Genomic DNA, 25,505 nt, shown 5'->3' with positions numbered 1-25,505 from the left:
CAACATTCACGGAAACCTCCTTTTTTATGGCTCAATTTCAAGATTTAAATTTAAACACGCCTTTATATAACGCCTTAGATGATTTAGGTTTTACAACGCCTACACCTATTCAAGAGCAAGCTTTTAATGTAGTGAGTTCAGGGAAAGATGTAGTTGGAATTGCACAAACAGGAACAGGTAAAACTTTTGCCTACATGTTGCCTATTTTAAAAAACTTGAAATTTTCAACGCAAGAAAATCCGAGAGTTTTAGTATTGGTACCTACTCGTGAATTGGTGGTGCAAGTCGTTGATGAAATTGAAAAACTTTCAAAATACATAAACAATCGTGTTTTAGGTGTTTATGGAGGCACGAATATTAACACTCAAAAACAATCCATTGCGCAAGGTGTAGACATACTAGTCGCAACACCGGGACGTTTGTACGACCTCGCTTTAAGCCGTGTGTTAAAATTAAAATCCATTCAAAAATTAGTGATTGATGAAGTTGATGTGATGCTCGATTTAGGGTTTAGACACCAACTGATAAATATATTTGATATCCTGCCTGAGCGTCGTCAAAACATCATGTTTTCGGCCACAATGACTCAGGATGTGGATTTACTTATTAATGATTTCTTTAAAACTCCAGAACGTGTTTCTATTGCCGTTTCTGGAACGCCTTTAGAAAATATCAATCAAGCCCGTTACGAGGTTCCTAACTTTTATACGAAAGTTAATTTGCTCACGCATTTATTACGTGACGAAGAAAAATATAATAAAGTACTCATATTTGTGGCCTTTAAACGTATGGCCGACCGTTTATTTGAGCAACTCGATGAATTTTTCAAAGAAGAATTATGCGTGATTCACTCTAATAAAACGCAAAATTACCGTTTACGAAGCATCGAACAGTTTAGAGAAGGTCATAATCGTATTTTAATCGCGACCGATGTCATGGCTCGTGGTTTAGATATTGATAACGTATCACACGTTATCAATTTTGACACGCCAGAATATCCTGAAAACTACATGCACCGAATTGGTAGAACAGGTCGCGCCGAACGTGAAGGTGAAGCCCTTGTATTTTCTACTAAAAAGGAAGAGGAATTTATTGAAAACATTCAGTCTTTAATGAAAATGACCATTCCGCTTTTGGAGATTCCTGAAGATGTTCAAATTTCCACCGAACTTATCGAAGAGGAGCGTCCGCAAATCAAAGAGCGTAACAATCCTACCAAGCGTACAGATGAAGATGCGCCAGGCCCTGCCTTTCATGAAAAATCAGCTAAAAACTCTAAAGAAAATTTAGGCGGTTCTTATAAATTTAAAATTGCAGCTAAATATAAAAAGCCTAAAACCAGAGGTGACAAAAATTATAATAAGCGCAACAAAAGAAAGTAATGGTTTTTGTTTTTATTGTATTTTTAAATTCTGAACGCTTAGCGTTCTATTAAATTTCCACAAAACCAAACGCATGACATGCATGTCAGATTCTGATAAGTTTACAAAAACTGCCAATTTACTTTTAGAAATCGCATCCCTTTTAATGGTTTCTGGTGCGAATACGAGTAGGATTAATAGAAATATTAGTCGCTTTGCTTCGGCTTTAAATTTCAACGTTCACAGTTGGATTCATCAGAAAACCATCATCATGACGCTAACGGATGAAGCAACGCAAGAAAGCGCCACTAAAGTCTATAATTTGCCGCCACACGCTATAAACTTTAAAACTATTTCTGAAATAAGCAAAGCCAGTTGGAAAGCCATGCGAGAAGATTGGACCATAGATGAAATTGCTACGGAAATTGAACGTATTAAAGGTCTTGACAAATACTCAAACTTAGTAGTTTTAATTGCAGTAAGTTTAGCCGTAGCCGGATTTTGTAATATTTTTAAAGGCGATTACCTGAATATGACGGTAGCCTTTATGAGTGCCTTTTTAGGCCTTTTTGTTTCGCAGCAAGTACACAAAAAGCACTACAATTTATATGTTAGAATCTTTTTAGCCTCATTAACCGCTTCGGTAGTCGCATCTATGGGTATTGTTTGGGATATTGGCGCCAATCCTCAAACTGCTTTGGCTACCTCCATTCTGTTTCTTATCCCCGGAGTACCGCTTATTAATTCGTTTACGGACTTACTAGAAAACAACATTTTAAATGGTTTGGCACGCTTTGCTGTGGGCTCGATGATTGTACTTGCCATCGCCACAGGACTCTTCTTAGCCATGTACCTTTTTTCTATAAAACTTAATTAATATGACCGACCTTATTTTACATCTTTTAGAAGTTTCGTTTTGGTCTGGAATTGCAGCCGTAGGCTTTGGTATTCTGTTTAATGTCCCTAGAAAAACCATCATTTCTATTTTTATTTTAGGATTTTTAGCAGGCCTCATAAAATTTAGCCTTTTGCACTTTGAGCACCATATTGCGCTGGCGAGTTTAGCCGCTGCCTCGTTTGTGGGATGGATTAGTATTCCTATAGCTCATAAAATACATCATCCGCCTGTGGTGTTTTCTATTCCAACCATGATTCCTATGATTCCTGGGTATTTTGCATACGAAACCATTTTATCGATTATGAATTTCGTTTTTATTGAAACTGACCCTCAAAAACGATTGCTTCTTATAGATGCTATCTTTTCACACGGGTTTAAAATGATTTATGTACTGATAGGTCTTACTTTTGGTGTGGCGTTGCCCTTGTTGGTTATGAATAAAGGGAGTATTAAACAGTTGCGATAAGGCTGAGGACGACTCGGTAATCGTTAACATTAAATTGTTCTTCAGAAATATAACCAAGGCTATCATAAATCCCGACACAGAGTTTCAGCAATGATTCACAGAGTTACACAGAGCCTTATTAAAATCAGGTATTTAACCCCTTACGGTCTTCGAGCGGAGTCGAGAACAAGTTATTTCAGTTAGGCCAGCACTTCTCGACTCCGCTCGAAGACCCGAAATTTGCGCCTTTACAGATCTACCCACCTTTCTTAAAAAAAAAAAAAAAAAAAAAAACGAGGTTGTTCAAATGAACAGCCTCGTTTTGTATGATAGAATAAAATCTCTGAAAATTAGATATGCAAAGCACGATCTTCAGTAGCAGCAAGTGCCGCTTCTTTTATCGCTTCTGTAAATGTAGGGTGCGCATGAGACATACGAGAAACATCTTCCGCGGAAGCGCGATATTCCATCGCAACTACAGCTTCAGCAATCATATCGGCAGCACGTGCACCAACCATATGTACGCCTAAAATTTCATCTGTATTTTTATCGGCTAAGATTTTTACAAATCCGTCTAAATCCATACTCGCTCTACTTCTACCTAAAGCACGCATTGGGAAAGACCCTGTTTTGTAAGCTACACCAGCTTCTTTTAATTGCTCTTCAGTTTTACCAACTGTTGCAACTTCTGGCCATGTGTAAACCACACCTGGAATTAAGTTATAATCGATATGTGGTTTTTGACCTGCTAAAGTTTCAGCAACAAAAACACCTTCTTCTTCTGCTTTATGAGCTAACATGGCGCCTTTAACAACATCACCAATCGCATAAATGTTTGATGCGCTAGTTTGTAAGTGATCGTTAACTTCTACACGACCTCTTTCGTCTAACTTTACGCCTGCAGCTTCAGCATTTAAACCATCTGTATAAGGACGACGACCTACAGAAACTAAACAGTAATCACCTTTAATTTCTACTTCTTCGCCCTTTTTATTATCGGCTTTAATTACAACTTCGTCGCCTACAGTTTCAACCGATTTTACTTTATGAGACAAGTTCATTTTGAACTTCGCCTTTTTAAGTACTTTATTTAATTCTTTCGATAAACCAGCATCCATAGTAGGGATGATTCTATCCATATACTCAACAACTGTTACCTCAGCACCTAAACGCTTGTACACTTGACCAAGCTCTAAACCGATAACGCCGCCACCGATAACTACTAAATGTTTAGGGATTTCTTTTAATTTTAAAGCTTCGGTAGATGTAATCACACGCTCTTTATCTAACTTGATAAACGGTAAACTAGATGGCTTACTTCCTGTTGCGATAATGGTGTTTTTTGCTTCAATTTCTGTCGATTCCTCACCTTCAATGGTAATGTGAGTCGCATCTTTAAAGCTTCCTAAACCTTGATATACATCAATGTTGTTTTTCTTCATTAAGAAGTCAATACCTCCTGTAGTTTGATCAACAACCGCTTGCTTACGGGCAATCATTTTTTCCAAATTCACTTTAATGTCACCCGGAATTTCAATACCATGCTCTTCAAAATGCTTAACCGCATCTTCATAATGGTGAGATGAATCTAAAAGTGCTTTACTTGGGATACATCCCACGTTTAAACAGGTTCCACCCAGCGTTGCATATTTCTCTATAATGGCAGTTTTCATGCCTAATTGTGCGCAACGAATCGCTGCTACATATCCTCCAGGACCCGAGCCAATAACGGCTACATCGTATGAATTCATAATATATTTTTGAAATTATCTTAAATTAATGTCAGAATCAAAAATACGAATGTTTTACGCTTCAACAATAAAAATTCGGGCTTTATAAAGTGAATTTATAATTTCTAAATTTAAGCTAAGGTATATTCCTAAATATATTAAAAATCATTCTAAATACCGATTTTTTTCTATCATAATCAACATTACACATAACACTATTATTCTTTACAAAGTTTAAACTATCAGCAAGTAATCAACACAAAACTTATATTATCGTTAACAATTTTGTATTTTATATCAATTAACTTTTAACACCATTTATATTATGGAAGATCATATTTACAAAATCATTGAAATTGTTGGAACCTCTGAAAAATCAAGTGATGACGCTGTGACTAATGCCTTAAACAAGGCTTCAAAATCCATTCAAAACCTACGGTGGTTTGAAACTACCAATACCCGAGGCTCTATTAAAGATGGAAAAGTAGACAGGTGGCAAGTGACCATCAAGCTGGGTTTTACCATGAACGGTTAGACCTTTTGTAAACCTGAACAAAAACAACCAACAAAACGCAGTTTATAGAAGTCACAAATTAAAAATTGTTTAATTTTGTGCTTCATGCAAAAAAAAATAAACATACAGAATAAGAAAGCACGGTTTCAATATGAAATTTTAGACAAGTACACGGCGGGCATTGTGCTTACCGGTACCGAAATAAAATCTATTAGAAACAGTCGGGCTTCTATTGCCGAAAGCTTTTGTGAATTTAACGAAAAGGGCGAACTTTTTGTTATTAATATGACCATTGAAGAATACATTTATGGGACTTACTACAATCACAAACCGAAAGCTGAACGTAAACTTTTACTAAATAAGAAAGAGCTCAAAAAATTAAATAAGGAAGTCCAAAATACGGGGCTTACTATTATTCCGTTGCGCATGTTTATCAACGATAACGGTTATGCCAAATTAGACATTGCATTAGCCAAAGGTAAAAAGCTTTACGATAAACGCGACACGATTAAAGACCGTGATAATAAAAGAAATTTAGACCGCATTAAAAAAATATATAAGTAACCTAGGTTTTGAGCGTTATGTTTGATACTCATAAAAATCAATACAACCTCTTATGTTAAATAGATTTACAGTTCTATTTCTTTTCGCATGCGTTCTTAATTTGCATGCTCAAGACACCGAAAAAATTGATACCACTACCGTTAAAAAAGTGGAATTTACCGTGGACAAAGAAGTGGTTCTAACCCTAGACGGTACGATTAAAACCTTTTACGAGGTGCTTTCTGCAAAAAAAGATACACTAAGAAACTGGAAACAATTCAAGTTCCTTTTTAAGAAAGACGCCAAACTGATTCCTACTGGCGAAGGTAAAATGGGCGTGTATCAAGTGGGCTACTTATCGCCCGATGAATACAAGAAAAAATCGAGCGAATGGTTCAAAACCCACGGATTTTTAATTCATGAACTGCATAGAAAAACTCAAATCTATGGCAATATCGCTCAAGTTTTTAGCACCTTTGAAGCTCATCATGATCTATCGGATGAAGAACCTTTTTTAAGAGGCATCAACAGCTTTCAACTGTTATACGATGAGGAACGTTGGTGGATTATCAATGTGTTTTGGACACATGAAACGCATAGATATTTAATTCCTAAGGAATATTTGCCTAGAAAAGGGCGGTATTAGTTACTGGTTTTTGGTAGCTTACTCTTGTGAGATTGTTACACAGAGCTTCGGGGAGATTTCGCAGAGACTCACAGAGAGTTTTACAGACACAGATTTCACTAATTCTCACTAATTATTACTTACGACACCTTTGCGCCTTCACGTCTTGGCGAGGTATTATTTTAGTTATTAGTTACTGGTTTTTGGTGGCTTACTCTTGCGAGATTGTTACACAGAGCTTCGGGGAGATTTCGCAGAGACTCACAGAGAGTTTTATAGACACAGATTTTACTGATTTTTATTGATTTATTACGATTCGCGTCTTTATGTATCTAGGTCTTGGCGCTTTATTTTATTGCCTGTCAGAAACGTGCTTGACTCCGCTCGAACATCGGTTCCTTTGATGTTTCGTGACGGTCTTCTTCGGAGACGAGAAGCATTTTTTTGTATATATAACTTAAGATCTCCTCTGCCTACAACCAGATATTTTCCTATTAATTTTTATCCTCTAATAAGGGCACAAATCGAAATTCACCAAACTCTTCTTGCTCAAATTCTTTTGGGCCTTTTCTTGTAAACATGGTCATGGTTTGTACATTATCGCCTACCGGAATAACCAACCTTGCCCCTACTTTAAGTTGCTTCAGTAAAGCTTTTGGTACATAAGGTGCTCCAGCGGTTACAATAATACCATCATAAGGTGCTTCTTCCTCTAAACCGATATAACCATCACCGAAAATAAACTTCTTAGCCCGATAGCCTAATTTTGGTAAAAAACGGCTGGTAATTTTAAATAATTCATGCTGGCGTTCAATACTATAAACACGTGCTCCCAATTCACAAAGTACCGCGGTTTGATACCCGCTACCCGTGCCAATTTCTAAAATCTTATCGCCTCTTTTTATTTGAAGTAATTCTGATTGAAAGGCTACGGTATAGGGCTGTGAAATGGTTTGATCAGCAGCAATTGGAAAAGCCTTATCTTGATAAGCATGGTCTAAAAAACTAGAATCCATGAACAAATGACGCGGAATCTTACCAATGGCTTTCAAAACGTTTTGGTCTTTTATCCCTTTATCTATCAATACATTAACGAGTTGCTGACGTAATCCCTGATGTCTATAAGTATCTTTCAATTTGGCTGGTGGTTTGGCATACAAAAATAAGCCAACCTTTTTAAGAGCAAACCCTTTTTTGAAATTTATTTTTCATTTTTTAAAAGCAAAAATTAAGCATCAAATAGCCAACTTCGTGTTTTAATTATCTTATTTTTGTTGAAAACCTAAAAAATTATGCTAAAAGCTGGAGTACTAGGTGCGGGACACTTAGGTAAAATTCATTTAAGACTGCTTAATCAATCTGAAAAATACAATCTGGTTGGTTTTTATGATGCCGATGAAGAAAACGGTAAAAAGGTTGAAGCCGAATTTGGTTATAAATTTTTCAACTCCATTGACGCCCTTATTGAAGCTGTTGATGTGGTTGATATCGTTACCCCAACACTTTCACACTACGATTGCGCAAAACAAGCCATTGCTAATGGCAAACATATATTTATTGAAAAACCTATTACCAATACGGTTGAAGAAGCCGAACATATTCGTGAGCTTCTAGCCGAACATAATTTACGCGGACAAGTAGGACACGTAGAGCGTTTTAATCCGGCCTTTATCGCGATTAAAGACGATATTAAATCACCAATGTTCATTGAAACACACCGCTTGGCAGAATTTAACCCTAGAGGAACTGATGTGCCTGTAGTTCTAGATTTAATGATTCATGATATTGATATTATTTTAAGTATCGTGAAGTCTAAAGTGAAACACATATCAGCCAGTGGCGTTTCTGTTATTAGTGAAACACCAGATATTGCTAATGCACGCTTAGAATTTGAAAATGGTTGTGTGGCCAATTTAACCGCGAGTCGTATTTCACTTAAAAAGATGCGTAAAGCGCGTTTCTTTCAAAAGGATGCTTACATCTCGGTTGATTTTTTAACTAAGAAATGTGAAGTGGTTAAAATGAAAGACGCACCAGAAAACCCTGGCGATTTTGATATGATTCTTCAGAATGCTGAAGGCGTAAAAAAGCAAATCTATTTTGATAATCCTGAAGTCCCTGATAACAATTCAATTTTAGATGAATTAGAAACTTTTGCCGATGCGGTTAACAACAACCAAACGCCAATTGTTTCTTTACATGACGGCACCGAAGCACTTCGCGTAGCCACACAAATTATAAACTGTTTCTAAATGAAAAATGTTGCAGTTATAGGTGCAGGAACTATGGGCAACGGTATTGCGCATACTTTTGCGCAAAGCGGATTTAAAGTCAGTTTAATTGATGTGAACAACGAAGCTTTAACAAAAGGGCTTCAAACCATCACGACGAACTTAGACCGCATGTTGGCTAAGGAAAAAATTACTCAAACGGATAAAGCTTCCACATTAAGCAACATTGAAACATTTACCAATTTAGCTGAAGGCATCTCGCAATCCGATTTAATTGTTGAAGCGGCTACTGAAAATTTAGAATTAAAGCTCAAAATTTTTAAAAACATTGATGAAGCTTGTTTGGATAGCGCCATTTTAGCCACCAACACCTCTTCGATTTCAATCACACAAATTGCGGCTGTTACTGCAAAGCCAGAGCGTGTTATTGGTATGCATTTTATGAATCCGGTGCCCATTATGAAACTGGTGGAAATCATTCGGGGTTATAACACTAGTGATCACGTGACCAAACGCATCATGGCACTTTCTAGAACCTTAGGAAAAGAACCTGTTGAAGTCAACGATTACCCAGGCTTTGTGGCCAATCGTATTTTAATGCCCATGCTAAACGAATCGATTGAAACCTTATACAACGGCGTGGCTGGTGTCTATGAAATTGATACGGTAATGAAACTAGGCATGGCACACCCTATGGGCCCATTACAATTAGCTGATTTTATTGGTTTAGACGTGTGTTTATCAATTTTAAACGTCATGTATGACGGTTTTAAAAATCCGAAATACGCCCCATGTCCCCTTCTCGTTAATATGGTTAGAGCAGGTAAATTGGGAGTGAAATCTGGTGAAGGCTTTTACGATTATTCAGAAAGTAAAAAGGCTGAAAAAATTGCCAAACAGTTTGTGAAAGCTTAAATTCCATTTTCTTTTAACTGAAATTAAAAAATCTTGTCGGTTTAACGGCTTAACAAGAAAAACAATATATATGACAAGCATTTCAGAAAACCTGAAAAACATAAAATCCACATTACCAGAACAGGTCACTTTGGTGGCGGTTTCTAAAACCAAACCTGTAAGTGATTTAATGGAAGCTTATGAGGCTGGACAACGTATTTTTGGAGAGAATAAGATTCAAGAAATGGCCGAAAAACACGAAATCATGCCTAAAGACATCGAGTGGCATATGATTGGTCATGTGCAGCGCAACAAAGTAAAATACATGGCTGAGTTTGTGTCCTTAATTCATGGTGTTGATAATTTCAAGCTCTTAAAAGAAATTAATAAGCAAGCCGAAAAACATGAGAGAACCATCAACTGTTTGCTTCAGATAAAAATTGCTTCGGAAGATTCTAAATTCGGAATGACCTTATCAGATGCTGAAGCTATTTTTCAGTCGGAAGACTTTTCATCATTAAAAAACATCAAAGTCACCGGCGTGATGGGCATGGCCACCTTTACGGAAAATGAAGCTCAAATTAAAAATGAATTTAACAGCTTAAAATCGGCTTTCGATAGCTTAAAAAACATAGAACATCCTAACTTTAAACCCGAAACTATAAGCATGGGCATGAGTGGCGATTATAAATTAGCCATAGCCTGTGGCAGTACCATGGTTCGCGTGGGAAGTAGTATATTTGGGCATAGGAGTTAATAATGAATAAGTAAAAATGAATAATGAAGAGTGACAGAGTACAGAAGACTATTGATTATTGATTATTGAAAAATGATGATTAAATATTTATAAATTAACTTTTAACTACATAGCAACTTAACTCCTTAACTACATAACTACTTAACTACTTAACTACTTTAACTACTTAAAAACGTAAAAACATATATTGTACGCCATACTAGACATAGAAACCACCGGAGGAAAATTTAACGAAGAAGGCATAACCGAAATAGCCATCTATAAATTTGACGGATATGAGGTGGTCGATCAATTTATAAGCTTAATCAACCCCGAACGTGAAATTCAACCTTTCGTAGTAAATCTAACCGGTATAAACAGTAATATGCTTAAGAATGCCCCAAAGTTTTACGAGGTAGCAAAACGTATTGTTGAAATTACCGAAGGATGCATATTAGTGGCTCACAACGCTCAATTTGATTACCGTATTTTACGTACGGAATTCCGTCGTTTAGGTTTCGACTACGAGCGTAAATCCCTTTGTACGGTTGAACTGTCTAAAGAATTGATTCCTGGGCAAGCCTCTTACAGTTTAGGTAAACTCGTACGCTCACTTGGCATTCCTGTAACCGATAGACATCGTGCTTCTGGTGATGCCCTAGCTACAGTAAAGTTGTTTAAATTACTCTTAGACAAAGACACAACTAAAACCATTATAAAAAATTCAATTAAGGTCAATCTTAAGGAGAAAGTCGCCCCCAAACACCTTGATATTATAGCTGAAATGCCTGCGACTACTGGCGTATACTACATGCATCAAGAAGATGGCGACATTGTTTATATCGGTAAAAGCAACAATATCAAAAAACGGGTGAACCAGCATTTTACCAATACCAATTCAAAAGCCAAAAGGCTTCAATCTAAAGTCACCAATGTCACTTATGAACTCACAGGCAGTGAGTTAATCGCCCTTTTGAAAGAAAACGAAGCCATAAAACGTATAAAACCACGATTTAATCACGCTTTAAAACGCTCCATTTTTAATTATGCTCTTTATCATTTTGTAGATGATAACGGCTACATTAATCTAAAAATTGACAAGGCTGACGGCCGAAAAAAAGCCATAACAACCTTTACTAACCTCCAAAGTGCCAAAAGTTTTATCACACGTGCTGATGAGGAATTCGAACTCTGCCAAAAACTAACGGGCATATACAAAACTAAAAACAGTTGTTTTCATTACGAGGTAAAAAGTTGTCACGGTGCCTGTGTACAAGAAGAATCACCAGAATCTTATAACAAACGGGTTCAAGCGCTCATTGATAAATATAGCTACGCCAATAAAAACATGGTGATTATTGACCGCGGTCGCGAGGTTGATGAACGCAGTGCCATCCTCATTGAAAACGGTGTATTTAAAGGTACAGGGTTCTACAACCTCAACTACCAAATTAACAACTTAGACGTTCTAGAATCCATCATCACCCCTATGGAAAATAACCGCGATTCCCAACATATTATTCAAAGCTATTTACGAAAACACAAACGCTTAAAAATTATAAACTTCGATTAAAACCAACACCAACCAACCACCAAACCAACTAAAAAACATGAATAAAGCCTTACTGGTGCTATTCTTATTATGCACTTTCCTTCACATTTTTGCTCAAGAAAATTACAACGCCGATTCCTTTAATATTACTTCTGGCGACCTTACCACAAACACCTTTAAAAAAGATTCTACCGCCAACGCTATCGTCATTTATGAATATGGTAATAGCTATGTAGATAAAAACGACTTCAAACTAAGAACAGAAGTAAAACGAAAAATCAAAATCTTAAATCAAGAAGGTTTTGACCATGCCAACGTACTCATTCATTTATACAAAAATGATAGCGGACGCTACGAAAAAGCTTCTGAAATCATTGGGACCACCCGCAATCAAGTTGGCGGACAAGTTGAAACCACAAAACTAAAAGAAGCCCATATCTTCAGAGAAGAATACGATGAAAACCATACCCTAGTCAAGTTTACATTGCCCAACATCAAAGCAGGTTCGGTAATTACCTATAGTTATACCATCACCTCACCGTTTATGTTTAAATATCATGGTTGGGCTTTTCAAAGTGATATCCCTACACTTTATAGTCAGTATGATACGAGCATTCCAGGCTACTGGGATTACCACATAAAACTTGTAGGCGGTAAAAAACTAGCAATAAACGATTCTGAACTCAAGAAAACCTGTTTGGAAGTTGGCCGTGGATCTGCAGATTGTGCCATTTCCACTTATGTCATGAAAGACGTTCCTGCTTTTATTGAAGAAGATTTTATTACAACCAAACAAAATTACCTAGCTCGTATTGAATATGAGCTCAAAACTTTTACTCAAGCTGATGGTGTCAAGCAACACTATACCAAATCATGGAAAGATGTAGACAAAGAACTTAGAACCGATAAAGACATTGGCAAACAGTTAAAAAAATCAATTGATTTAGAAGAATTTCTAGCCCCAGAAATTATAGCTGAAAACGACCCACTTAAAAAAGCACAAGCCATTTTCTCCTATGTTCAAACAAACTACACTTGGAATGAAGAATACGACATTTTCAACGATGTAGCTGTAAAAGACCTTATCAAAAATAAATCGGGTAACGTTTCGTCTATAAATATTTTACTCCATAATCTATTAAACGAAGCTGGAGTTAAGGTTAAACCGGTTTTGCTTTCTACTAGAAATAACGGTTTTCCTACTATGCTTTACCCTGTGCTTTCAGACTATAATTATATACTTGTTCAAGCCATAATAAACGATAAAACTTATTTACTTGATGCTACCGATGACTACCTAAGCTTTGGCCAAATTCCGTACCGATGTTTAAATCACCACGGTCGATTATTTGATTTTAAAAACGAAAGTAAATGGATTGATTTAAAACCCAACAATCAAACAGCCAGTTACTATATGGCTGAATTAAGTTTAGACGACAACAATGCACTTAGTGGTCAAGTACGCACTAAAAAAACAGGCTATCATGCTTATGATAGTAAAAAAGCCTATCGCAATGATGAAAACGCCTATCTTAAAGACTTAGAAGAAATGCATCTCAATAGCGAAGTTTCAGATCTTGAAACCGACTTAGAAGACCACAGTAGTCCCGAATTTAAGGAAAGTTATCATATCAAACATGAACTGGAAAGCATCGCAGGTAACATTTATTTAAGCCCGATTTTAATGCAGTTTTTTAGCGAAAATCCGTTTAAACTACAAGAGCGCACCTACCCTATCGATTTTGGTTATAAGGACACCTATTTTTATTCTGCTAACATCAATATAGGCAGCGGATATGCTGTTAAAAGCATGCCAGAAGATATGGCCTTTCAATTACCAAATAACACGGGTACTTTCGTTTTTACTTCAAAACAAGTCAATAATGCTATAAACGTCATGCTTAAGATTACTTTCAATAAATCCATTTACGAACCGGAATATTATGAGTACTTAAAGGAATTTATGAGTAAAATTCTAGAGGTACAAAACAATTCAACCATACTCATTACCAAAAGCTCGTAATCATTTATTACATTTAAGCCCTATGAGTCAACCCCAAAAATCGTGGAAACGCAAACTTCATGAAATCATTTATGAAGCAGACACCCGTGCGGGTAAACTTTTTGATGTTATTTTACTCATCACCATCATTGCCAGTATTTTACTTGTGATGTTGGAAAGCGTTAAAAGTATAGACGAACAATATCATGCGTTTTTAAATATTTCAGAATGGATTATCACCATACTCTTTACCATCGAATACATCATACGCATTGTTACCGTCAAAAAGCCCATCCGTTATATTTGTAGCTTTTATGGCATTATAGATTTACTTTCTACCGTACCAAAATACATTTCATTGTTTTTTGGAGGCATCCACGCTTTGGCAGCTTTACGTGCCCTACGTTTACTTCGTGTTTTTAGAATCTTAAAACTCGCTCGTTACCTAGGCGCTTCAAGAAACTTAGTCAATGCCTTAAAAGCCAGTCGTGCCAAAATTGGGGTATTTCTTTTTGCCGTAGTCATTATTGCTATCATTTTAGGTACCATTATGTATTTGGTTGAAGGTGAAGAAAACGGTTTTTCAAACATTCCACGAAGCGTCTATTGGTGTATTGTAACCCTCACAACCGTTGGTTTTGGAGATATTGCGCCTCAAACCCCACTAGGTCAATTTATCGCCGCCATAGTTATGGTTTTAGGTTACGGAATTATTGCGGTTCCCACCGGAATTGTCTCTGCCGAATACACCAGCCAAAGCAATAAAAACCCTGAAAAAGAAGGGAATTCCGAGCCCTTTGTTCACTTAAATTCACAATCCTGCCCTAATTGTACCGCCGAACATCATAAAGACAAAGCTAAGTTTTGTTACCGTTGTGGTGAAAACTTATAAATGTATTTTGGGCGTTACCACGCTCTGGCGCGGTCAGGCTTTCCGTTGCAATCTTTTTAAAATTACTCATTTGAAATTTCCGTACACCATTAAGCTTATCGGTATTTTTTAATGGCTATGGCTAACTTCATGTTTTAAAAAGGATTTCCACTGCAATCCTTAACGCAAACCAGAACTCCAAACATATTTTCATGTGAAACATTTGTGCAATCCGTTTTTCAATATAACTTTACAAAATATCTAAATTTTAATATCATAAACTCAACAAACAAATACCTTATTGCTGTTGTTGGCCCTACGGCTATTGGAAAAACAGCGCTTAGTATCAAGCTAGCACAACACTTCAACACCGAAATTATTTCAGCCGATTCCCGCCAGTTTTTTAAAGAAATGCAAATTGGTACCGCTGCCCCAAGTCCAGTAGAACTCGCAGCTGCTCCGCATCATTTTATTCAGCATAAATCTGTTGAAGAAAATTATAATGTTGGTGCTTTTGAAAAAGACGCCCTTAATTGCTTAGAACACTTGTTCAAAAAACATGATGTAGTGGTTTTAGTAGGAGGCTCGGGTTTGTATGTAGATGCTGTGGTTAAAGGCTTAGATGATTTCCCTGAAGTAGACCCCAAAATACGCGAAAGCCTAAATCAGGATTTAGAAACTAAAGGTTTAGAACACCTACAAAACCAGCTCAAAGCATTAGACCTAAAAAGCTACAACACCATTGCTATAGATAACCCGCATCGCGTTATCCGTGCTCTTGAAATTTGTTTGGGTAGCAACAAACCGTATAGCTCGTTTTTAAATAAAGGCAAAGATAAACGTCCATTTAAGACCTTAACCGTTGGACTAAAAGCCGACCGCGAAATCATTTACGACCGTATTAACAGGCGTGTAGACATTATGATGGAACAAGGCTTACTGGACGAGGTTAAAAGTTTACAAGAATTTCAACAATTAAACGCCCTAAATACGGTAGGCTACAAAGAGATTTTCAACTATTTAAATGGCGAATGGTCTTTAGAATTTTCCATTTCAGAAATTAAAAAGAACTCTCGCCGTTTTGCAAAACGCCAGCTTACTTGGTTCAAAAGAAACCAAAATACGCTATGGTTTGATTATGAAGAAAGTCTGAATACAATAACTTCTACTTTAGAGAAAGAAATGCGAAGTTAACCACTATCAAGAGTCTAAATGACTTAACATTCTATAAAAAATCAGGTATAAACACGTGGTGCCGCGTTAGCGATTGAAGTGGCATCCTTTTTTGAGGATACGAGAAAAAGATATAACGTAAAGCGCGACCCCGATTTTTCATCGGGGTAACGCCCAAATTATTTTAATTCATTTCCATATTATTGAAAGTGAACTATATTTTTATGAATTAAAAGGCATTAACGATTCCGAAAAAGTCTTCGGCATTAAGCGCAGCACCTCCTATTAATCCGCCATCTACATCTGGTTTAGAGAAAATCTCTTCGGCATTTGCTGGTTTTACACTACCACCATAAAGGATAGAAACGTCTTCAGCAATATCGTTACCGTATTTATCGGCTAAAGTTTTTCTTATGAAAGCGTGCATGTCTTGTGCCTGCTCTGCTGTGGCTGTTTCTCCGGTTCCAATGGCCCAAACAGGCTCGTAAGCCAATACGATATTTTGAAAATCGGCTGCAGACAAATGAAATAAGGCTTTTTTAATCTGATCGCCTACAACATTCTCTTCGTTTCCTGATTTTCTGTCGGCTAATTCTTCTCCGAAACAGAAAATAATACGCATGCCTTTTGCAAGCGCAGCATCTACTTTTTTGGCTAGAGTTTCATCGGTTTCATTGAAGTACTCACGACGCTCACTATGCCCTAAAATCACTGTATTGATTCCGATACTCTTTAGCATGGCTGCACTAATTTCGCCTGTGTAAGCACCATTTTCAGCGAAGTGCATGTTTTGAGCAATCACTTCAATACCTGCATTCTTTGTACTGTTATAAGCATGCCATAGATTGGTTGCGGTAGGTGCAATCATGACTTCTGCATTTGAGGTTTTCACTTGAGCTTTTAAACTTGAAATAAGCGTTTCAGTTTGCGCTAAATCATTGTTCATTTTCCAGTTTCCTGCTACAATTTGTTTTCTCATGGTAGTTGTACCTTGTTTTATCAAGGATTTTTATTTAGTTGTTTAAAATGTGTTCTATGTTTTGGTCATCGGCCTCAACTGCTTTGAACAACTTAATGTTTCCTGCGGCATCAACAACCATATAGCGTGGTATCCAATCAATATTTACAAATTCACCAAAAGCACTCTTTTTCCCTTGCTCTAGGAAATAGTGCTCACCTTCTACTTCATATTTTTCAATCCCGTTTTTCCACGCACTAATTTTACGATCTAAAGATAAAAAGATATAAGCGACATCCTTGTGCTTAGCTTGTAAGGCTTTCACTTTAGGCATCCCTTTGATGCAGTCACTACACCATGATGCCCAAATTTCGACGACAATATCCTTGCCTTCGTGTGCTTTTAAAATATCTTTAAGTGCCACAGATTGGCCTGATAAACTTAAAAATTCATCATTTAAAGCGGCTTCGGTAAATTTTTCTGGGGTTTGTGCGTCACAACCCGTAAAACTCAATAAGATAACAAGTAGGTAAACTATTTTTTTCATTTTGAAGACAATTTAATATTAAACTCATTGGTCTTACTTTCTTCATTAAACTAACACTAGTAAAGTTTATTCTAGCTTCACTTTAGGGTCTAACCACACGTAAATAAGATCTACAAAAATATTGATGATGATAAAAAGCAATGCTATAATAAGTACTGCTCCCATTATTACTGGTAAATCTAGGGTATTTAATGCATTTACTATCTCTTTCCCTAGTCCATTCCAGCCAAAAATATACTCCACAAAAACGGCTCCGGCTAGCATGGACGCAAACCATCCTGAAATGGCTGTAACCACCGGATTTAAAGCATTTTTAATGGCGTGTCTTTTTATAATTTGAAACTCACTCAAACCCTTGGCGCGAGCGGTTCTGATATAATCTTGATTAAATACTTCTAATAATGAGTTACGCATGAGTTGAATCACCACAGCTAGCGGACGAATACCTAGTACAATAGCTGGAAGAATTAAGTTTTTCCAGCGGATATGCATGCCTTCACCAAAATCATCCAGCTCATACAGACTGCCTGTCATTTCTAAATTGGTGTATTCATGCAAGACATAACCAAAGCACCAAGCAAATAGAATGGCACTAAAAAAGGATGGCACACTCATACCAAAGGTGCTTATAATTTGAATCAGTTTATCGAGCCAAGTATCTTTATTTAAAGCGGAAACAACCCCTAGAGAAACGCCTAAAATCATGGCGATCACAATAGCTGTTATGGCTAAAACAAAGGTATTAGGTAAGGTTTCACCTAAAACCTGACTCACCAGTTTGCCTTGTTTGGTGAAAGATTCTCTTAAATAGGGTAATTTCAATACTACAGTGGTATTTCCCACTGAAAACAATTGTGTTTCGTGATATTTCCCTTCTCTTAAAAAGGTATAATCGTCGGGATTATTTGAGTGAAAGGATACAGGCGATAAATCATTAATGTAATACAGATATTGGGTACTTATAGATTTATCAAAACCATATTTTTTCTTAACAAGCGCTAATTGTTCGCTATCTTCATTCTGCCCCAACATCATTTGTGCAGGATCACCAGGAAGTACATTAAATAAAAAGAATATCACGGTAACCACCCCAAAAAGAGTCAGTATCGCATATAAAATTTTATTTAATAAATAGCCTATCAAATAGTTTCGGTTTGGTTTGTTTTTTCGTTTAACTGTGCTAAAGTTACAATTCTAAATCTTCAATATCGTTCCAATGTACCTTTTGTTTTACAGTACCTTGATCTAATTCTATAACTCCAGGGTTTGAGCGAACAACAGTTTTCAATGCTTTTTCGTCACAAAGATAAAATTCAAAATCGATATTATAAGTGTCTTTGATACGTTGTTTAGCATCTTCTCCTGAAGCAGTTAAGCCAATAATTTTGAATCCGTTTTGACGGGCTCTATCCTGTAGGGCTTTTAATTTTATAGCGCCCCCTTTTTCAATATTTTCAAGGCTGTAAGACACCACAACAATAAGATTTTCTTCACTTAAGAACTGTGCGGTTAGATCTTCGCCGTCCGTTTCAATAGAGAAATCATAAATTGGTGGCACGTAACCCTCTTCAATCACTTTAGTTTCTACACTCACGTAATCACCATCTACAGAGGGGTATGATCCGTTGGTTTTGATGACCTTTTCTTCGCCATTCACATTGAAAGTCCAACTGTATTCCTGAACCGGTTTTGGAGCATTTTCTGGAACCGTCATGCCTTCTGTAATATTAGCTCCAATTTTATAAGCTCTAAAATCTATAGCAGGTAAATGTTCTAAAACATGAAATCCAAACCACAAGCTTAAAATAAAACTCAATAAAGCTAAAATGGTGGTTTGTAACTTTCCGAACACCGGATGAATATATTTAACACCTACAAAAAGAATAAGAATAAAGATCAACAAGATTACATCTTTAGTAAAACTCTCCCAAGGTGTTAATTTTAAAGCGTCTCCAAAACACCCACAGTTTTTAACCTTATCAAAATAAGCTGAATAGAACGTTAAAAATGTAAAAAAGACAATCATTAACAGTAAACTCCAAACTGTGAATTTAGGCCTATACCCTATTAATAAGAATACCCCTAAAACTACCTCAAAGACCACGACTAAAATCGAAATACCAAGGGCATAAGGAATTAAAAATTCGATGTTCAAAACATCGGCACTAAAATACTCTTGTAATTTATATGAAAACCCAAGCGGGTCATTAAGTTTAATAAATCCTGAAATGATAAATAAAATTCCAACAAAAATTCTTGAAAGTGCTACTAATATTCTCATGCGTTGTGGGCGTTTAAATGAATCATGGCGAAGATGGCGTAATTAATCATGTCTTGATAATTGGCATCTATACCCTCGCTTACTAATGTTTTTCCTTGATTATCTTCAATTTGCTTGACACGAAGTAATTTTTGCAAAATTAAATCGGTTAAACTACTCACGCGCATGTCACGCCAAGCTTCTCCGTAATCATGGTTTTTATCTTCCATGAGTTTTTTGGTGGTTGCCGCCATTTTGGTGTATAGCTCGGTCGCTTCTTCAGTAGATAAATCAGGTTGTTCTACTACCCCTTTCTCTAACTGAATTAAAGCCATAATGCTGTAGTTAATAATCCCAATAAACTCGCTGACTTCGCCTTCATCAACCTTTCTAACATCATTTTGCTGCAAGCCTCTAATACGTTGTGCTTTAATAAAAATCTGATCGGTAAGTGATGGTAATCTTAAAATTCGCCATGCACTCCCGTAGTCACTCATTTTCTTAATAAATAAACTTTTGCAGGTATCTATTACGGCATCGTATTGTTTTGAAGTATCTTGCATGAATAAATTGAATTTTGCGTAAATTTCGCATAAATAATTAGAATGTTCAAAGGTTTATGTCTTAAAGTTATATTAACATGGCTAGACCTCACAAAACCACATTAATGACCATAAATTGCAAAGGACAGCTCATCGATTTAACGTCACCAAAAGTGATGGGCATATTAAACATCACGCCCGATTCGTTTTATGATGGCGGGGCTCATAAAAATGAAAAAGAGGTACTTCTTGCTGTTGAAAAAATGCTCAAAGCCGGTGCTACTTTTATAGATGTTGGCGCTTACAGTTCTAGACCCAATGCCGACCATGTGAGTGAAACCGAGGAATTGAATCGTATTATTCCCATTATTAAGTCGCTGGTAAAAAACTTTCCTGATATTTTATTATCTATCGACACCTTTAGAAGTGAAGTCGCCAAACAAGGTATAGAAGCCGGCGCGGCTTTAATTAATGATATTTCAGCGGGGAAATTAGATGATAATATGCTACAAACGGTGGCCGATTTAAAAGTACCCTACATTATGATGCACATGCGTGGCACTCCAAAAACCATGCAACACCAAACTGATTATAGCGATTTGACAAAAGAGGTGTTATTCTATTTTTCTGAACGTATTGCTGCCGCTAAAGCCTTTGGAATCATTGATGTTATTGTAGACCCTGGTTTTGGATTTGCGAAAACCTTAGAGCAGAATTTTGAACTACTCAATAAACTTGAGCTTTTTAAAATGACCGACAAACCTTTGCTAATAGGCGTTTCAAGAAAATCTATGATTTATAAATCCTTAAACACTACAGCTGATAAGGCTTTAAACGGTACTTCAGTTTTAAACACCGTAGCTTTACAAAAAGGCGCTTCAATTTTGCGTGTTCACGATGTCAAAGAAGCTGTTGAAACGATCAAACTCATTGAAGCCTTAAAACAATAAACAACATGAGATATTCTATTTTAATACTGTTAACCTTTGTTTTTTTTGCCTGCGGAAACGAAAAAGTAATTGAGCTTCCTGTAATTAACCATTCTGAAATTAACGAAATTAACGATGTTTCTCCTGCTTATTTGTTTTATGATGAAACACAAAAAGACAGTGTAGAGCTCAACCGAAAAAATTTAATTGTATCAACCAATTGGTTGGTGAATGTTGACAAACGACTTACTTTAAGACAGGTGCTGCCACACATTCAGTTTTTACAGAGCAAAAAGGAAAACTCTAGTCATAAGAATGAACATGCAAAAAACTACTATACCTGTAATGACTTAAGCCGAAAAGATTTAGGCTTTATTGAATTTACCGATGTTGTTTATTTTACTGAAGAAGACGAGATACTTCCTGAAAACACCTACCATGTGGCTGTTTTAGATTTGAACCAGATTATTGTTTATGGATTAGAAGGCGCCGATTATAAAACCAACCTCAACGATTTACTCGCAACGCTTGAAGAAGCCACCGCAGTTGGTATAGGTGAACGTTCTATAGGCTTATCTTTTTACGACAAGCTATCCTTTAACGATTATATTGCTTTTAAATCTGAACTAAGCACATTACATTTAGAAAATGTTAGCGTCTCAAATCACGAATTTATTTTTAATTAGAACGCTTTATCATATTTCACTAAATTTACCAAAAACCGCTTAACTATTGGAAATATTTAAAAACATCCTAAACTTTACTATAGTAGATATTATTGATGTTATTCTAGTTGCCGTCCTTCTTTATTACCTCTATCGTTTGGTTAAAGGCACCGTAGCGATTAACATTTTTATCGGAATCATTATTATTTACGGGGCTTGGCGTTTAACCGACTTCCTGAACATGGAACTCCTAACCAGTATTTTTGGAGGTTTTATGAAGGTAGGAATTATAGCCTTAATTGTTGTTTTTCAACCTGAAATACGGAAGTTCTTGCTTATGGTAGGCTCAACAAATATAGGGCGTCGCGGACAAATATTTAAGCAGTTTAATTTCTTAAAAACTGAAGCGAGTAACGAAACGGATGTGGATGCCATTATGACCGCCTGTACTAAAATGGCGCAGACCAAAACTGGTGCTTTAATTGTTTTTGAGAGAAATAACAACTTAGATTTTTTATCAGAATCTGGTGATGAAATGAATATCAAAGTCACCCAACCCATTATTGAAAGCATCTTCTTTAAGAACAGTCCGCTGCACGATGGCGCCATCATAATAAACCATAATACGGTAAAAGCGACACGTGTAATTTTACCGGTAAACAATGAAAAGAACATTCCAAAACGTTTTGGTTTACGTCATCGGGCTGGTATTGGTGTTTCCGAAAAAACGGATGCCTTGGCTCTAGTCGTTAGTGAGGAAACCGGACATATTTCTTGCTTTAAAGATGGTGAATTTGTGGTTTATGATGATTTAAATGAATTGAAGAATATTATTAAGGGAGATTTACTTTAGTTAACCTACGCTACATCCTCCTTTAAAAACTGTACTTCATACAAGTTTTTATAGTAGCCATTTTCCTTTTTAAGTAATTGCTCGTGTGTGCCTTGTTCAACAATTTCACCAGCATCCATAACAAGAATTTTATCTGCTTTTTGAATGGTTGCTAAACGGTGTGCAATCACAATAGAAGTACGTCCTTTGGTGATTTTGTCAGTGGCATTTTGAATGAGTTGTTCTGAATACGAATCTACCGAAGACGTGGCTTCATCTAACACCAAAATACTCGGATTGGTCACATAAGCACGTAAAAAGGAAATGAGTTGACGTTGCCCCGAAGACAACATCACACCGCGTTCCTTCACGTTGTAATTGTAGCCATTTGGAAGTGTCATAATAAAATCATGAATACCGATATCTTTTGCTGCCTGAAAAACTTGTTCTTCAGTGATTTCTGGGTGATTCAATGTAATATTATTCATAATCGTATCGGCAAACAAGAACACATCTTGCAATACCACTGCAATTTGGGTTCTTAAAGACCCTAAAGTCACTTCTTTGATATTGATGCCATCAACTGAGATAACACCCGATTGAATTTCATAGAAACGATTCAGTAAATTAATAATGGTCGATTTCCCTGCCCCAGTCGCGCCAACAATAGCAATGGTTTCTCCCGCTTTCACGTCAAAGGAAATACCTTTTAGTACTGTTTCTTCTTCTACGTAATTAAAATATACCTTCTCGAAAGAAATCGCGCCTTTAAAATTATCGGCAATAGTTGTACCGTGATCATCAATTTGAGAGGTGGTATCAATGACTTTAAAAACTCTGTTAGCCGCAACCATCCCCATTTGAAGCGTATTAAATTTATCGGCTATTTGACGTAATGGTCTAAAAAGCATAGGCACAAACATAATAAAGGCCACTAAATCACCTTGAGAGACACCGCCTGTTTCCAATACCACATTTAAACCACCATACCAGGCAACCAAACCGATTGTAATGGAAGCTGATAAATCGGCTAAAGGAAAGAAAATAGAGTTATACCAAACCGTTTTTAACCAACCTTTTTTATGGCGCTCATTAATAGCTTTAAAGTTTTTATATTCTATATCTTCACGCGTAAACAGTTGCAAAATTTTCATCCCTGTTAAACGTTCTTGAACAAAGGAATTCAAGTTAGACACTTCATTTCTCACTTCTTCAAAAGCCTTTTTCATATACTTCTGAAAAACACGTGTGGCATATAACAACAGCGGCAACATGGCAAAAACAATCAAACTTAATTGAAAATTGATGTAAATCATCACCCCAAAAACCACAGCCATGGTTAATAAGTCACGAACAATCATAAACAATCCCTGACCAAAAATATCGGCAATGCGCTCCATATCAGTGACCGCTCTCGTGATTAAAACCCCAACCGAAGAATTATCGTAATACTTCATCTTGAATCGCAGCAAATGGTTGAATAATTTGATACGTACATCAACCACCAAATTCTGACCTAACCAAGTGGCATAATAAATAAAGAATAATTGTAAAACGGTTGAAAATATGAGCACACCTAGCATAACCATCACATAAAACAAGAAATCTCTTTCCTCCTTTTTAGTGATACTTTCATCAATGGCATATTTCGTCAAATAAGGTGTAGCGGCACTAAAAGCTGCCAACAAAATTACGCCCACAATAAGACTATAAAAAACCGCTTTATATGGTTTGATATAATCAAAAAGCCGCTTAAAAAGCTGAAAGTCAAATAAATTTTCTTTTGGTTTACTCATCTATTCTTTTAATATCTTCTGGGTATTCAATATGGGTTAAAAACAAACCGTGAGCTGGCACTGAAAAACCGGCTTCACACCTACTTTTCGATTGGATGACCTCATGCAAGGCCTCCACTTCCATTTTTCCTAAACCGATGTTAATCATGGTTCCAACAATGGCGCGCACCATATTTCGTAAAAAACGATCGGCCTTAATCACAAAATGAAGCTCTTCATCTTTATAAAACCATTCCGCCTTCATGATATCACAATTATAGGTTTTAACATCAGTATTACTTTTTGAAAAGCATTGAAAATCTCTATATTTAAATAGCACCTGGCAAGCAGCGTTCATTTTATCAATATTTAAGGACTTCTTTACAAAATACGTGCTTTCATATTGAAACACATTTTTCTTGGTCGTAATACGGTACAAATACTGTCTGCTTAAAGCATCAAACCGTGTATGTGCTTCAGATTTCACCTCAAAAACATCATGCACCGCGATATCTAAGGGCAAAAATGAATTAAGTTTATATAGCAAGTGGTTGTTTTCAAATGGTCGCTCAGTATCAAAATGTGCAAACATTTGTGAAGCATGAACGCCTGCATCGGTTCTTCCCGCTCCCATAATGGAAATAGCTTCACCTAAAATGGTGCTTAGCGCCTTTTCTAAAACTTCTTGTACCGAAATGGCATTGGGCTGATTTTGCCAACCGTGATAAGGTTTTCCGTTATAAGAAAGTTCTAAAAAATATCTCAATTTTAATACATTTGTTCAATCAACAAAGATAGACAGTTTTATGCTTCTTTAGAAGCCTGCGTCTTAATTCTACATTAAAAGATTTTCATGACTAAAATTTTATTGCTTTCAGACACCCATGGCTATATTGATGAAGCTATTTTAAAACACGTCAAGCAAGCCGATGAAGTTTGGCATGCTGGCGACATAGGTAGCTTAAAAGTGACTGATGCTATTAAAAAACTTAAACCACTACGCGGCGTTTACGGTAATATTGATGATTCTGAAGTTCGTGTAGAATTCCCAGAACACAACCGTTTTACCTGTGAAGGCGTTGATGTTTGGATCACTCATATAGGTGGTTATCCACCCAAATATAACAGTCGCGTGATTCAGGATATTAAAGCCAATCCGCCACGTTTATTCATTTGTGGGCATTCTCATATTCTTAAGGTCATGCCAGACAAAAAACTCAATTTAATTCATATGAACCCAGGAGCCGTTGGTAAACACGGATTTCATAAAGTGCGAACCATGTTGCGCTTCACAATAGACGGTCGCAAAATTGATAATTTAGAGGTTATTGAATTCCCGGTAAGGCACCCAGGTAGGCAATAAGCCATAAGCTCTATGCAATAAGCTTTACGCAGTATGTTTCTTTGAAACTTTACCTCTTT

26 protein-coding genes are annotated in these 25,505 nt (G+C 36.5%); 17 read left to right on the top strand and 9 right to left on the bottom strand.

From position 1 onward, the window contains the following. Positions 1-26: 26 nt before the first annotated feature. The 3 genes from F6U93_RS12075 (at position 27) to F6U93_RS12065 (ending at position 2,725) form a co-directional block, all read left to right on the top strand. Entirely contained in the window at positions 27-1,382 is a 1,356-nt protein-coding gene (locus F6U93_RS12075; RefSeq protein WP_150940155.1) for a DEAD/DEAH box helicase, read from the top strand. Positions 1,383-1,455: 73 nt separating this feature from the next. Continuing rightward, a complete protein-coding gene (locus tag F6U93_RS12070; RefSeq protein ID WP_150940152.1) occupies positions 1,456-2,238 on the top strand; it encodes a threonine/serine exporter family protein in 783 nt (260 codons plus the stop codon). 1 nt (position 2,239) lies between these two features. Then, a complete protein-coding gene (locus F6U93_RS12065) occupies positions 2,240-2,725 on the top strand; it encodes a threonine/serine exporter family protein (protein ID WP_150940150.1) in 486 nt (161 codons plus the stop codon). 329 nt (positions 2,726-3,054) lie between these two features. Here the strand turns inward: F6U93_RS12065 and lpdA are convergent, their stop codons facing one another. Beyond that, positions 3,055-4,455: a dihydrolipoyl dehydrogenase gene (gene lpdA, locus F6U93_RS12060; protein ID WP_150940148.1), complete on the bottom strand. Its 1,401-nt coding sequence runs from the start codon at positions 4,453-4,455 to the stop codon at positions 3,055-3,057. Positions 4,456-4,759: 304 nt separating this feature from the next. Here lpdA and F6U93_RS12055 point away from each other — a divergent pair, with 304 nt between their 5' ends. The 3 genes from F6U93_RS12055 to F6U93_RS12045 all read left to right on the top strand — a co-directional run bounded on the left by F6U93_RS12055 (position 4,760) and on the right by F6U93_RS12045 (position 6,137). Then, positions 4,760-4,969 carry a dodecin gene (locus F6U93_RS12055; protein ID WP_150940146.1) on the top strand — a complete coding sequence of 70 codons (210 nt, stop codon included), beginning with the start codon at positions 4,760-4,762 and terminating at the stop codon, positions 4,967-4,969. An 84-nt stretch (positions 4,970-5,053) separates the two neighbouring features. Beyond that, the gene (gene smpB, locus F6U93_RS12050) at positions 5,054-5,512 is read left to right on the top strand and encodes an SsrA-binding protein SmpB (protein WP_150940144.1); all 459 of its coding nucleotides are present in this window, start codon (positions 5,054-5,056) and stop codon (positions 5,510-5,512) included. A 52-nt stretch (positions 5,513-5,564) separates the two neighbouring features. Continuing rightward, positions 5,565-6,137, top strand: a complete 573-nt coding sequence (locus tag F6U93_RS12045) for a hypothetical protein (protein ID WP_150940142.1) — start codon at positions 5,565-5,567, stop codon at positions 6,135-6,137. Positions 6,138-6,610: 473 nt separating this feature from the next. On the opposite strand, the gene F6U93_RS12040 is transcribed toward F6U93_RS12045, so the two are convergent. Next, complete coding sequence (locus F6U93_RS12040; protein ID WP_150940140.1) at positions 6,611-7,252, bottom strand: protein-L-isoaspartate(D-aspartate) O-methyltransferase; 642 nt, start codon at positions 7,250-7,252, stop codon at positions 6,611-6,613. Between the two features lie 156 nt (positions 7,253-7,408). On the opposite strand from F6U93_RS12040, the gene F6U93_RS12035 reads away from it, so the two are divergent. The 7 genes from F6U93_RS12035 to miaA all read left to right on the top strand — a co-directional run bounded on the left by F6U93_RS12035 (position 7,409) and on the right by miaA (position 15,596). Next, positions 7,409-8,368 carry a Gfo/Idh/MocA family protein gene (locus F6U93_RS12035; protein WP_150940137.1) on the top strand — a complete coding sequence of 320 codons (960 nt, stop codon included), beginning with the start codon at positions 7,409-7,411 and terminating at the stop codon, positions 8,366-8,368. Then, on the top strand, positions 8,369-9,262 hold the full coding sequence (locus tag F6U93_RS12030; protein ID WP_150940135.1) for a 3-hydroxyacyl-CoA dehydrogenase family protein: 894 nt from the start codon (positions 8,369-8,371) through the stop codon (positions 9,260-9,262). It begins immediately after the preceding gene. Positions 9,263-9,332: 70 nt separating this feature from the next. Continuing rightward, positions 9,333-9,998, top strand: a complete 666-nt coding sequence (locus tag F6U93_RS12025; protein WP_150940133.1) for a YggS family pyridoxal phosphate-dependent enzyme — start codon at positions 9,333-9,335, stop codon at positions 9,996-9,998. 187 nt (positions 9,999-10,185) lie between these two features. Beyond that, entirely contained in the window at positions 10,186-11,550 is a 1,365-nt protein-coding gene (locus F6U93_RS12020; protein ID WP_150940132.1) for an exonuclease domain-containing protein, read from the top strand. Between the two features lie 37 nt (positions 11,551-11,587). Further along, positions 11,588-13,552: a DUF3857 domain-containing protein gene (locus F6U93_RS12015; protein ID WP_150940130.1), complete on the top strand. Its 1,965-nt coding sequence runs from the start codon at positions 11,588-11,590 to the stop codon at positions 13,550-13,552. Between the two features lie 22 nt (positions 13,553-13,574). Beyond that, the gene (locus F6U93_RS12010) at positions 13,575-14,423 is read left to right on the top strand and encodes an ion transporter (RefSeq protein ID WP_150940128.1); all 849 of its coding nucleotides are present in this window, start codon (positions 13,575-13,577) and stop codon (positions 14,421-14,423) included. A 255-nt stretch (positions 14,424-14,678) separates the two neighbouring features. Next, on the top strand, positions 14,679-15,596 hold the full coding sequence (gene miaA, locus F6U93_RS12005; RefSeq protein ID WP_150940482.1) for a tRNA (adenosine(37)-N6)-dimethylallyltransferase MiaA: 918 nt from the start codon (positions 14,679-14,681) through the stop codon (positions 15,594-15,596). Between the two features lie 208 nt (positions 15,597-15,804). Here miaA and tpiA read toward each other — a convergent pair whose 3' ends face one another. The 5 genes from tpiA to F6U93_RS11980 form a co-directional block, all read right to left on the bottom strand. Further along, complete coding sequence (gene tpiA / locus F6U93_RS12000) at positions 15,805-16,554, bottom strand: triose-phosphate isomerase (RefSeq protein WP_150940126.1); 750 nt, start codon at positions 16,552-16,554, stop codon at positions 15,805-15,807. A 34-nt stretch (positions 16,555-16,588) separates the two neighbouring features. Further along, positions 16,589-17,080: a TlpA family protein disulfide reductase gene (locus F6U93_RS11995; protein ID WP_150940124.1), complete on the bottom strand. Its 492-nt coding sequence runs from the start codon at positions 17,078-17,080 to the stop codon at positions 16,589-16,591. Positions 17,081-17,146: 66 nt separating this feature from the next. Next, positions 17,147-18,223 (bottom strand): ABC transporter permease, encoded by a 1,077-nt coding sequence (locus tag F6U93_RS11990; RefSeq protein WP_150940122.1) that lies wholly within the window; start codon positions 18,221-18,223, stop codon positions 17,147-17,149. Between the two features lie 43 nt (positions 18,224-18,266). Beyond that, positions 18,267-19,361 (bottom strand): BT_3928 family protein, encoded by a 1,095-nt coding sequence (locus tag F6U93_RS11985; protein ID WP_150940120.1) that lies wholly within the window; start codon positions 19,359-19,361, stop codon positions 18,267-18,269. Then, the gene (locus F6U93_RS11980; protein WP_150940119.1) at positions 19,358-19,903 is read right to left on the bottom strand and encodes a DUF1599 domain-containing protein; all 546 of its coding nucleotides are present in this window, start codon (positions 19,901-19,903) and stop codon (positions 19,358-19,360) included. Before F6U93_RS11980 ends, F6U93_RS11985 begins: the two co-directional genes overlap by 4 nt. Positions 19,904-20,007: 104 nt before the next feature. On the opposite strand from F6U93_RS11980, the gene folP reads away from it, so the two are divergent. Genes folP through F6U93_RS11965 form a run of 3 tightly spaced genes read left to right on the top strand, consistent with a single transcriptional unit; the run spans position 20,008 to position 22,329 of the window. Then, the gene (gene folP, locus F6U93_RS11975; RefSeq protein WP_150940480.1) at positions 20,008-20,832 is read left to right on the top strand and encodes a dihydropteroate synthase; all 825 of its coding nucleotides are present in this window, start codon (positions 20,008-20,010) and stop codon (positions 20,830-20,832) included. Between the two features lie 5 nt (positions 20,833-20,837). Then, positions 20,838-21,497, top strand: a complete 660-nt coding sequence (locus F6U93_RS11970; RefSeq protein ID WP_150940117.1) for a hypothetical protein — start codon at positions 20,838-20,840, stop codon at positions 21,495-21,497. 46 nt (positions 21,498-21,543) lie between these two features. After that, positions 21,544-22,329, top strand: a complete 786-nt coding sequence (locus F6U93_RS11965) for a diadenylate cyclase (RefSeq protein WP_150940115.1) — start codon at positions 21,544-21,546, stop codon at positions 22,327-22,329. 5 nt (positions 22,330-22,334) lie between these two features. Here F6U93_RS11965 and F6U93_RS11960 read toward each other — a convergent pair whose 3' ends face one another. Both F6U93_RS11960 and truA read right to left on the bottom strand, forming a co-directional pair. After that, positions 22,335-24,104: an ABC transporter ATP-binding protein gene (locus F6U93_RS11960; RefSeq protein WP_150940113.1), complete on the bottom strand. Its 1,770-nt coding sequence runs from the start codon at positions 24,102-24,104 to the stop codon at positions 22,335-22,337. Next, on the bottom strand, positions 24,097-24,849 hold the full coding sequence (gene truA / locus F6U93_RS11955) for a tRNA pseudouridine(38-40) synthase TruA (protein WP_150940111.1): 753 nt from the start codon (positions 24,847-24,849) through the stop codon (positions 24,097-24,099). Before truA ends, F6U93_RS11960 begins: the two co-directional genes overlap by 8 nt. A gap of 87 nt (positions 24,850-24,936) precedes the next feature. Here truA and F6U93_RS11950 point away from each other — a divergent pair, with 87 nt between their 5' ends. Further along, complete coding sequence (locus tag F6U93_RS11950; protein WP_150940109.1) at positions 24,937-25,446, top strand: metallophosphoesterase family protein; 510 nt, start codon at positions 24,937-24,939, stop codon at positions 25,444-25,446. Positions 25,447-25,505 lie beyond the last annotated feature (59 nt).

Origin of the sequence: Pseudotamlana haliotis (assembly GCF_008806375.1) — a bacterium.
In the GTDB taxonomy this organism is placed as follows: domain Bacteria; phylum Bacteroidota; class Bacteroidia; order Flavobacteriales; family Flavobacteriaceae; genus Pseudotamlana; species Pseudotamlana haliotis.
Note: the sequence above shows the minus strand (reverse complement) of the source record. Positions and strands in the feature narration are given on the sequence as shown.

Coding starts and splice junctions, on each gene's coding strand:
- F6U93_RS12075 (WP_150940155.1), top strand. CDS start 27: ATGGCTCAATTTCAAGATTTAAATTTAAACACGCCTTTATATAACGCC.
- F6U93_RS12070 (WP_150940152.1), top strand. CDS start 1,456: ATGACATGCATGTCAGATTCTGATAAGTTTACAAAAACTGCCAATTTA.
- F6U93_RS12065 (WP_150940150.1), top strand. CDS start 2,240: ATGACCGACCTTATTTTACATCTTTTAGAAGTTTCGTTTTGGTCTGGA.
- lpdA (WP_150940148.1), bottom strand. CDS start 4,455: ATGAATTCATACGATGTAGCCGTTATTGGCTCGGGTCCTGGAGGATAT.
- F6U93_RS12055 (WP_150940146.1), top strand. CDS start 4,760: ATGGAAGATCATATTTACAAAATCATTGAAATTGTTGGAACCTCTGAA.
- smpB (WP_150940144.1), top strand. CDS start 5,054: ATGCAAAAAAAAATAAACATACAGAATAAGAAAGCACGGTTTCAATAT.
- F6U93_RS12045 (WP_150940142.1), top strand. CDS start 5,565: ATGTTAAATAGATTTACAGTTCTATTTCTTTTCGCATGCGTTCTTAAT.
- F6U93_RS12035 (WP_150940137.1), top strand. CDS start 7,409: ATGCTAAAAGCTGGAGTACTAGGTGCGGGACACTTAGGTAAAATTCAT.
- F6U93_RS12030 (WP_150940135.1), top strand. CDS start 8,369: ATGAAAAATGTTGCAGTTATAGGTGCAGGAACTATGGGCAACGGTATT.
- F6U93_RS12025 (WP_150940133.1), top strand. CDS start 9,333: ATGACAAGCATTTCAGAAAACCTGAAAAACATAAAATCCACATTACCA.
- F6U93_RS12015 (WP_150940130.1), top strand. CDS start 11,588: ATGAATAAAGCCTTACTGGTGCTATTCTTATTATGCACTTTCCTTCAC.
- F6U93_RS12010 (WP_150940128.1), top strand. CDS start 13,575: ATGAGTCAACCCCAAAAATCGTGGAAACGCAAACTTCATGAAATCATT.
- tpiA (WP_150940126.1), bottom strand. CDS start 16,554: ATGAGAAAACAAATTGTAGCAGGAAACTGGAAAATGAACAATGATTTA.
- F6U93_RS11995 (WP_150940124.1), bottom strand. CDS start 17,080: ATGAAAAAAATAGTTTACCTACTTGTTATCTTATTGAGTTTTACGGGT.
- F6U93_RS11985 (WP_150940120.1), bottom strand. CDS start 19,361: ATGAGAATATTAGTAGCACTTTCAAGAATTTTTGTTGGAATTTTATTT.
- F6U93_RS11980 (WP_150940119.1), bottom strand. CDS start 19,903: ATGCAAGATACTTCAAAACAATACGATGCCGTAATAGATACCTGCAAA.
- folP (WP_150940480.1), top strand. CDS start 20,008: ATGACCATAAATTGCAAAGGACAGCTCATCGATTTAACGTCACCAAAA.
- F6U93_RS11970 (WP_150940117.1), top strand. CDS start 20,838: ATGAGATATTCTATTTTAATACTGTTAACCTTTGTTTTTTTTGCCTGC.
- F6U93_RS11960 (WP_150940113.1), bottom strand. CDS start 24,104: ATGAGTAAACCAAAAGAAAATTTATTTGACTTTCAGCTTTTTAAGCGG.
- F6U93_RS11950 (WP_150940109.1), top strand. CDS start 24,937: ATGACTAAAATTTTATTGCTTTCAGACACCCATGGCTATATTGATGAA.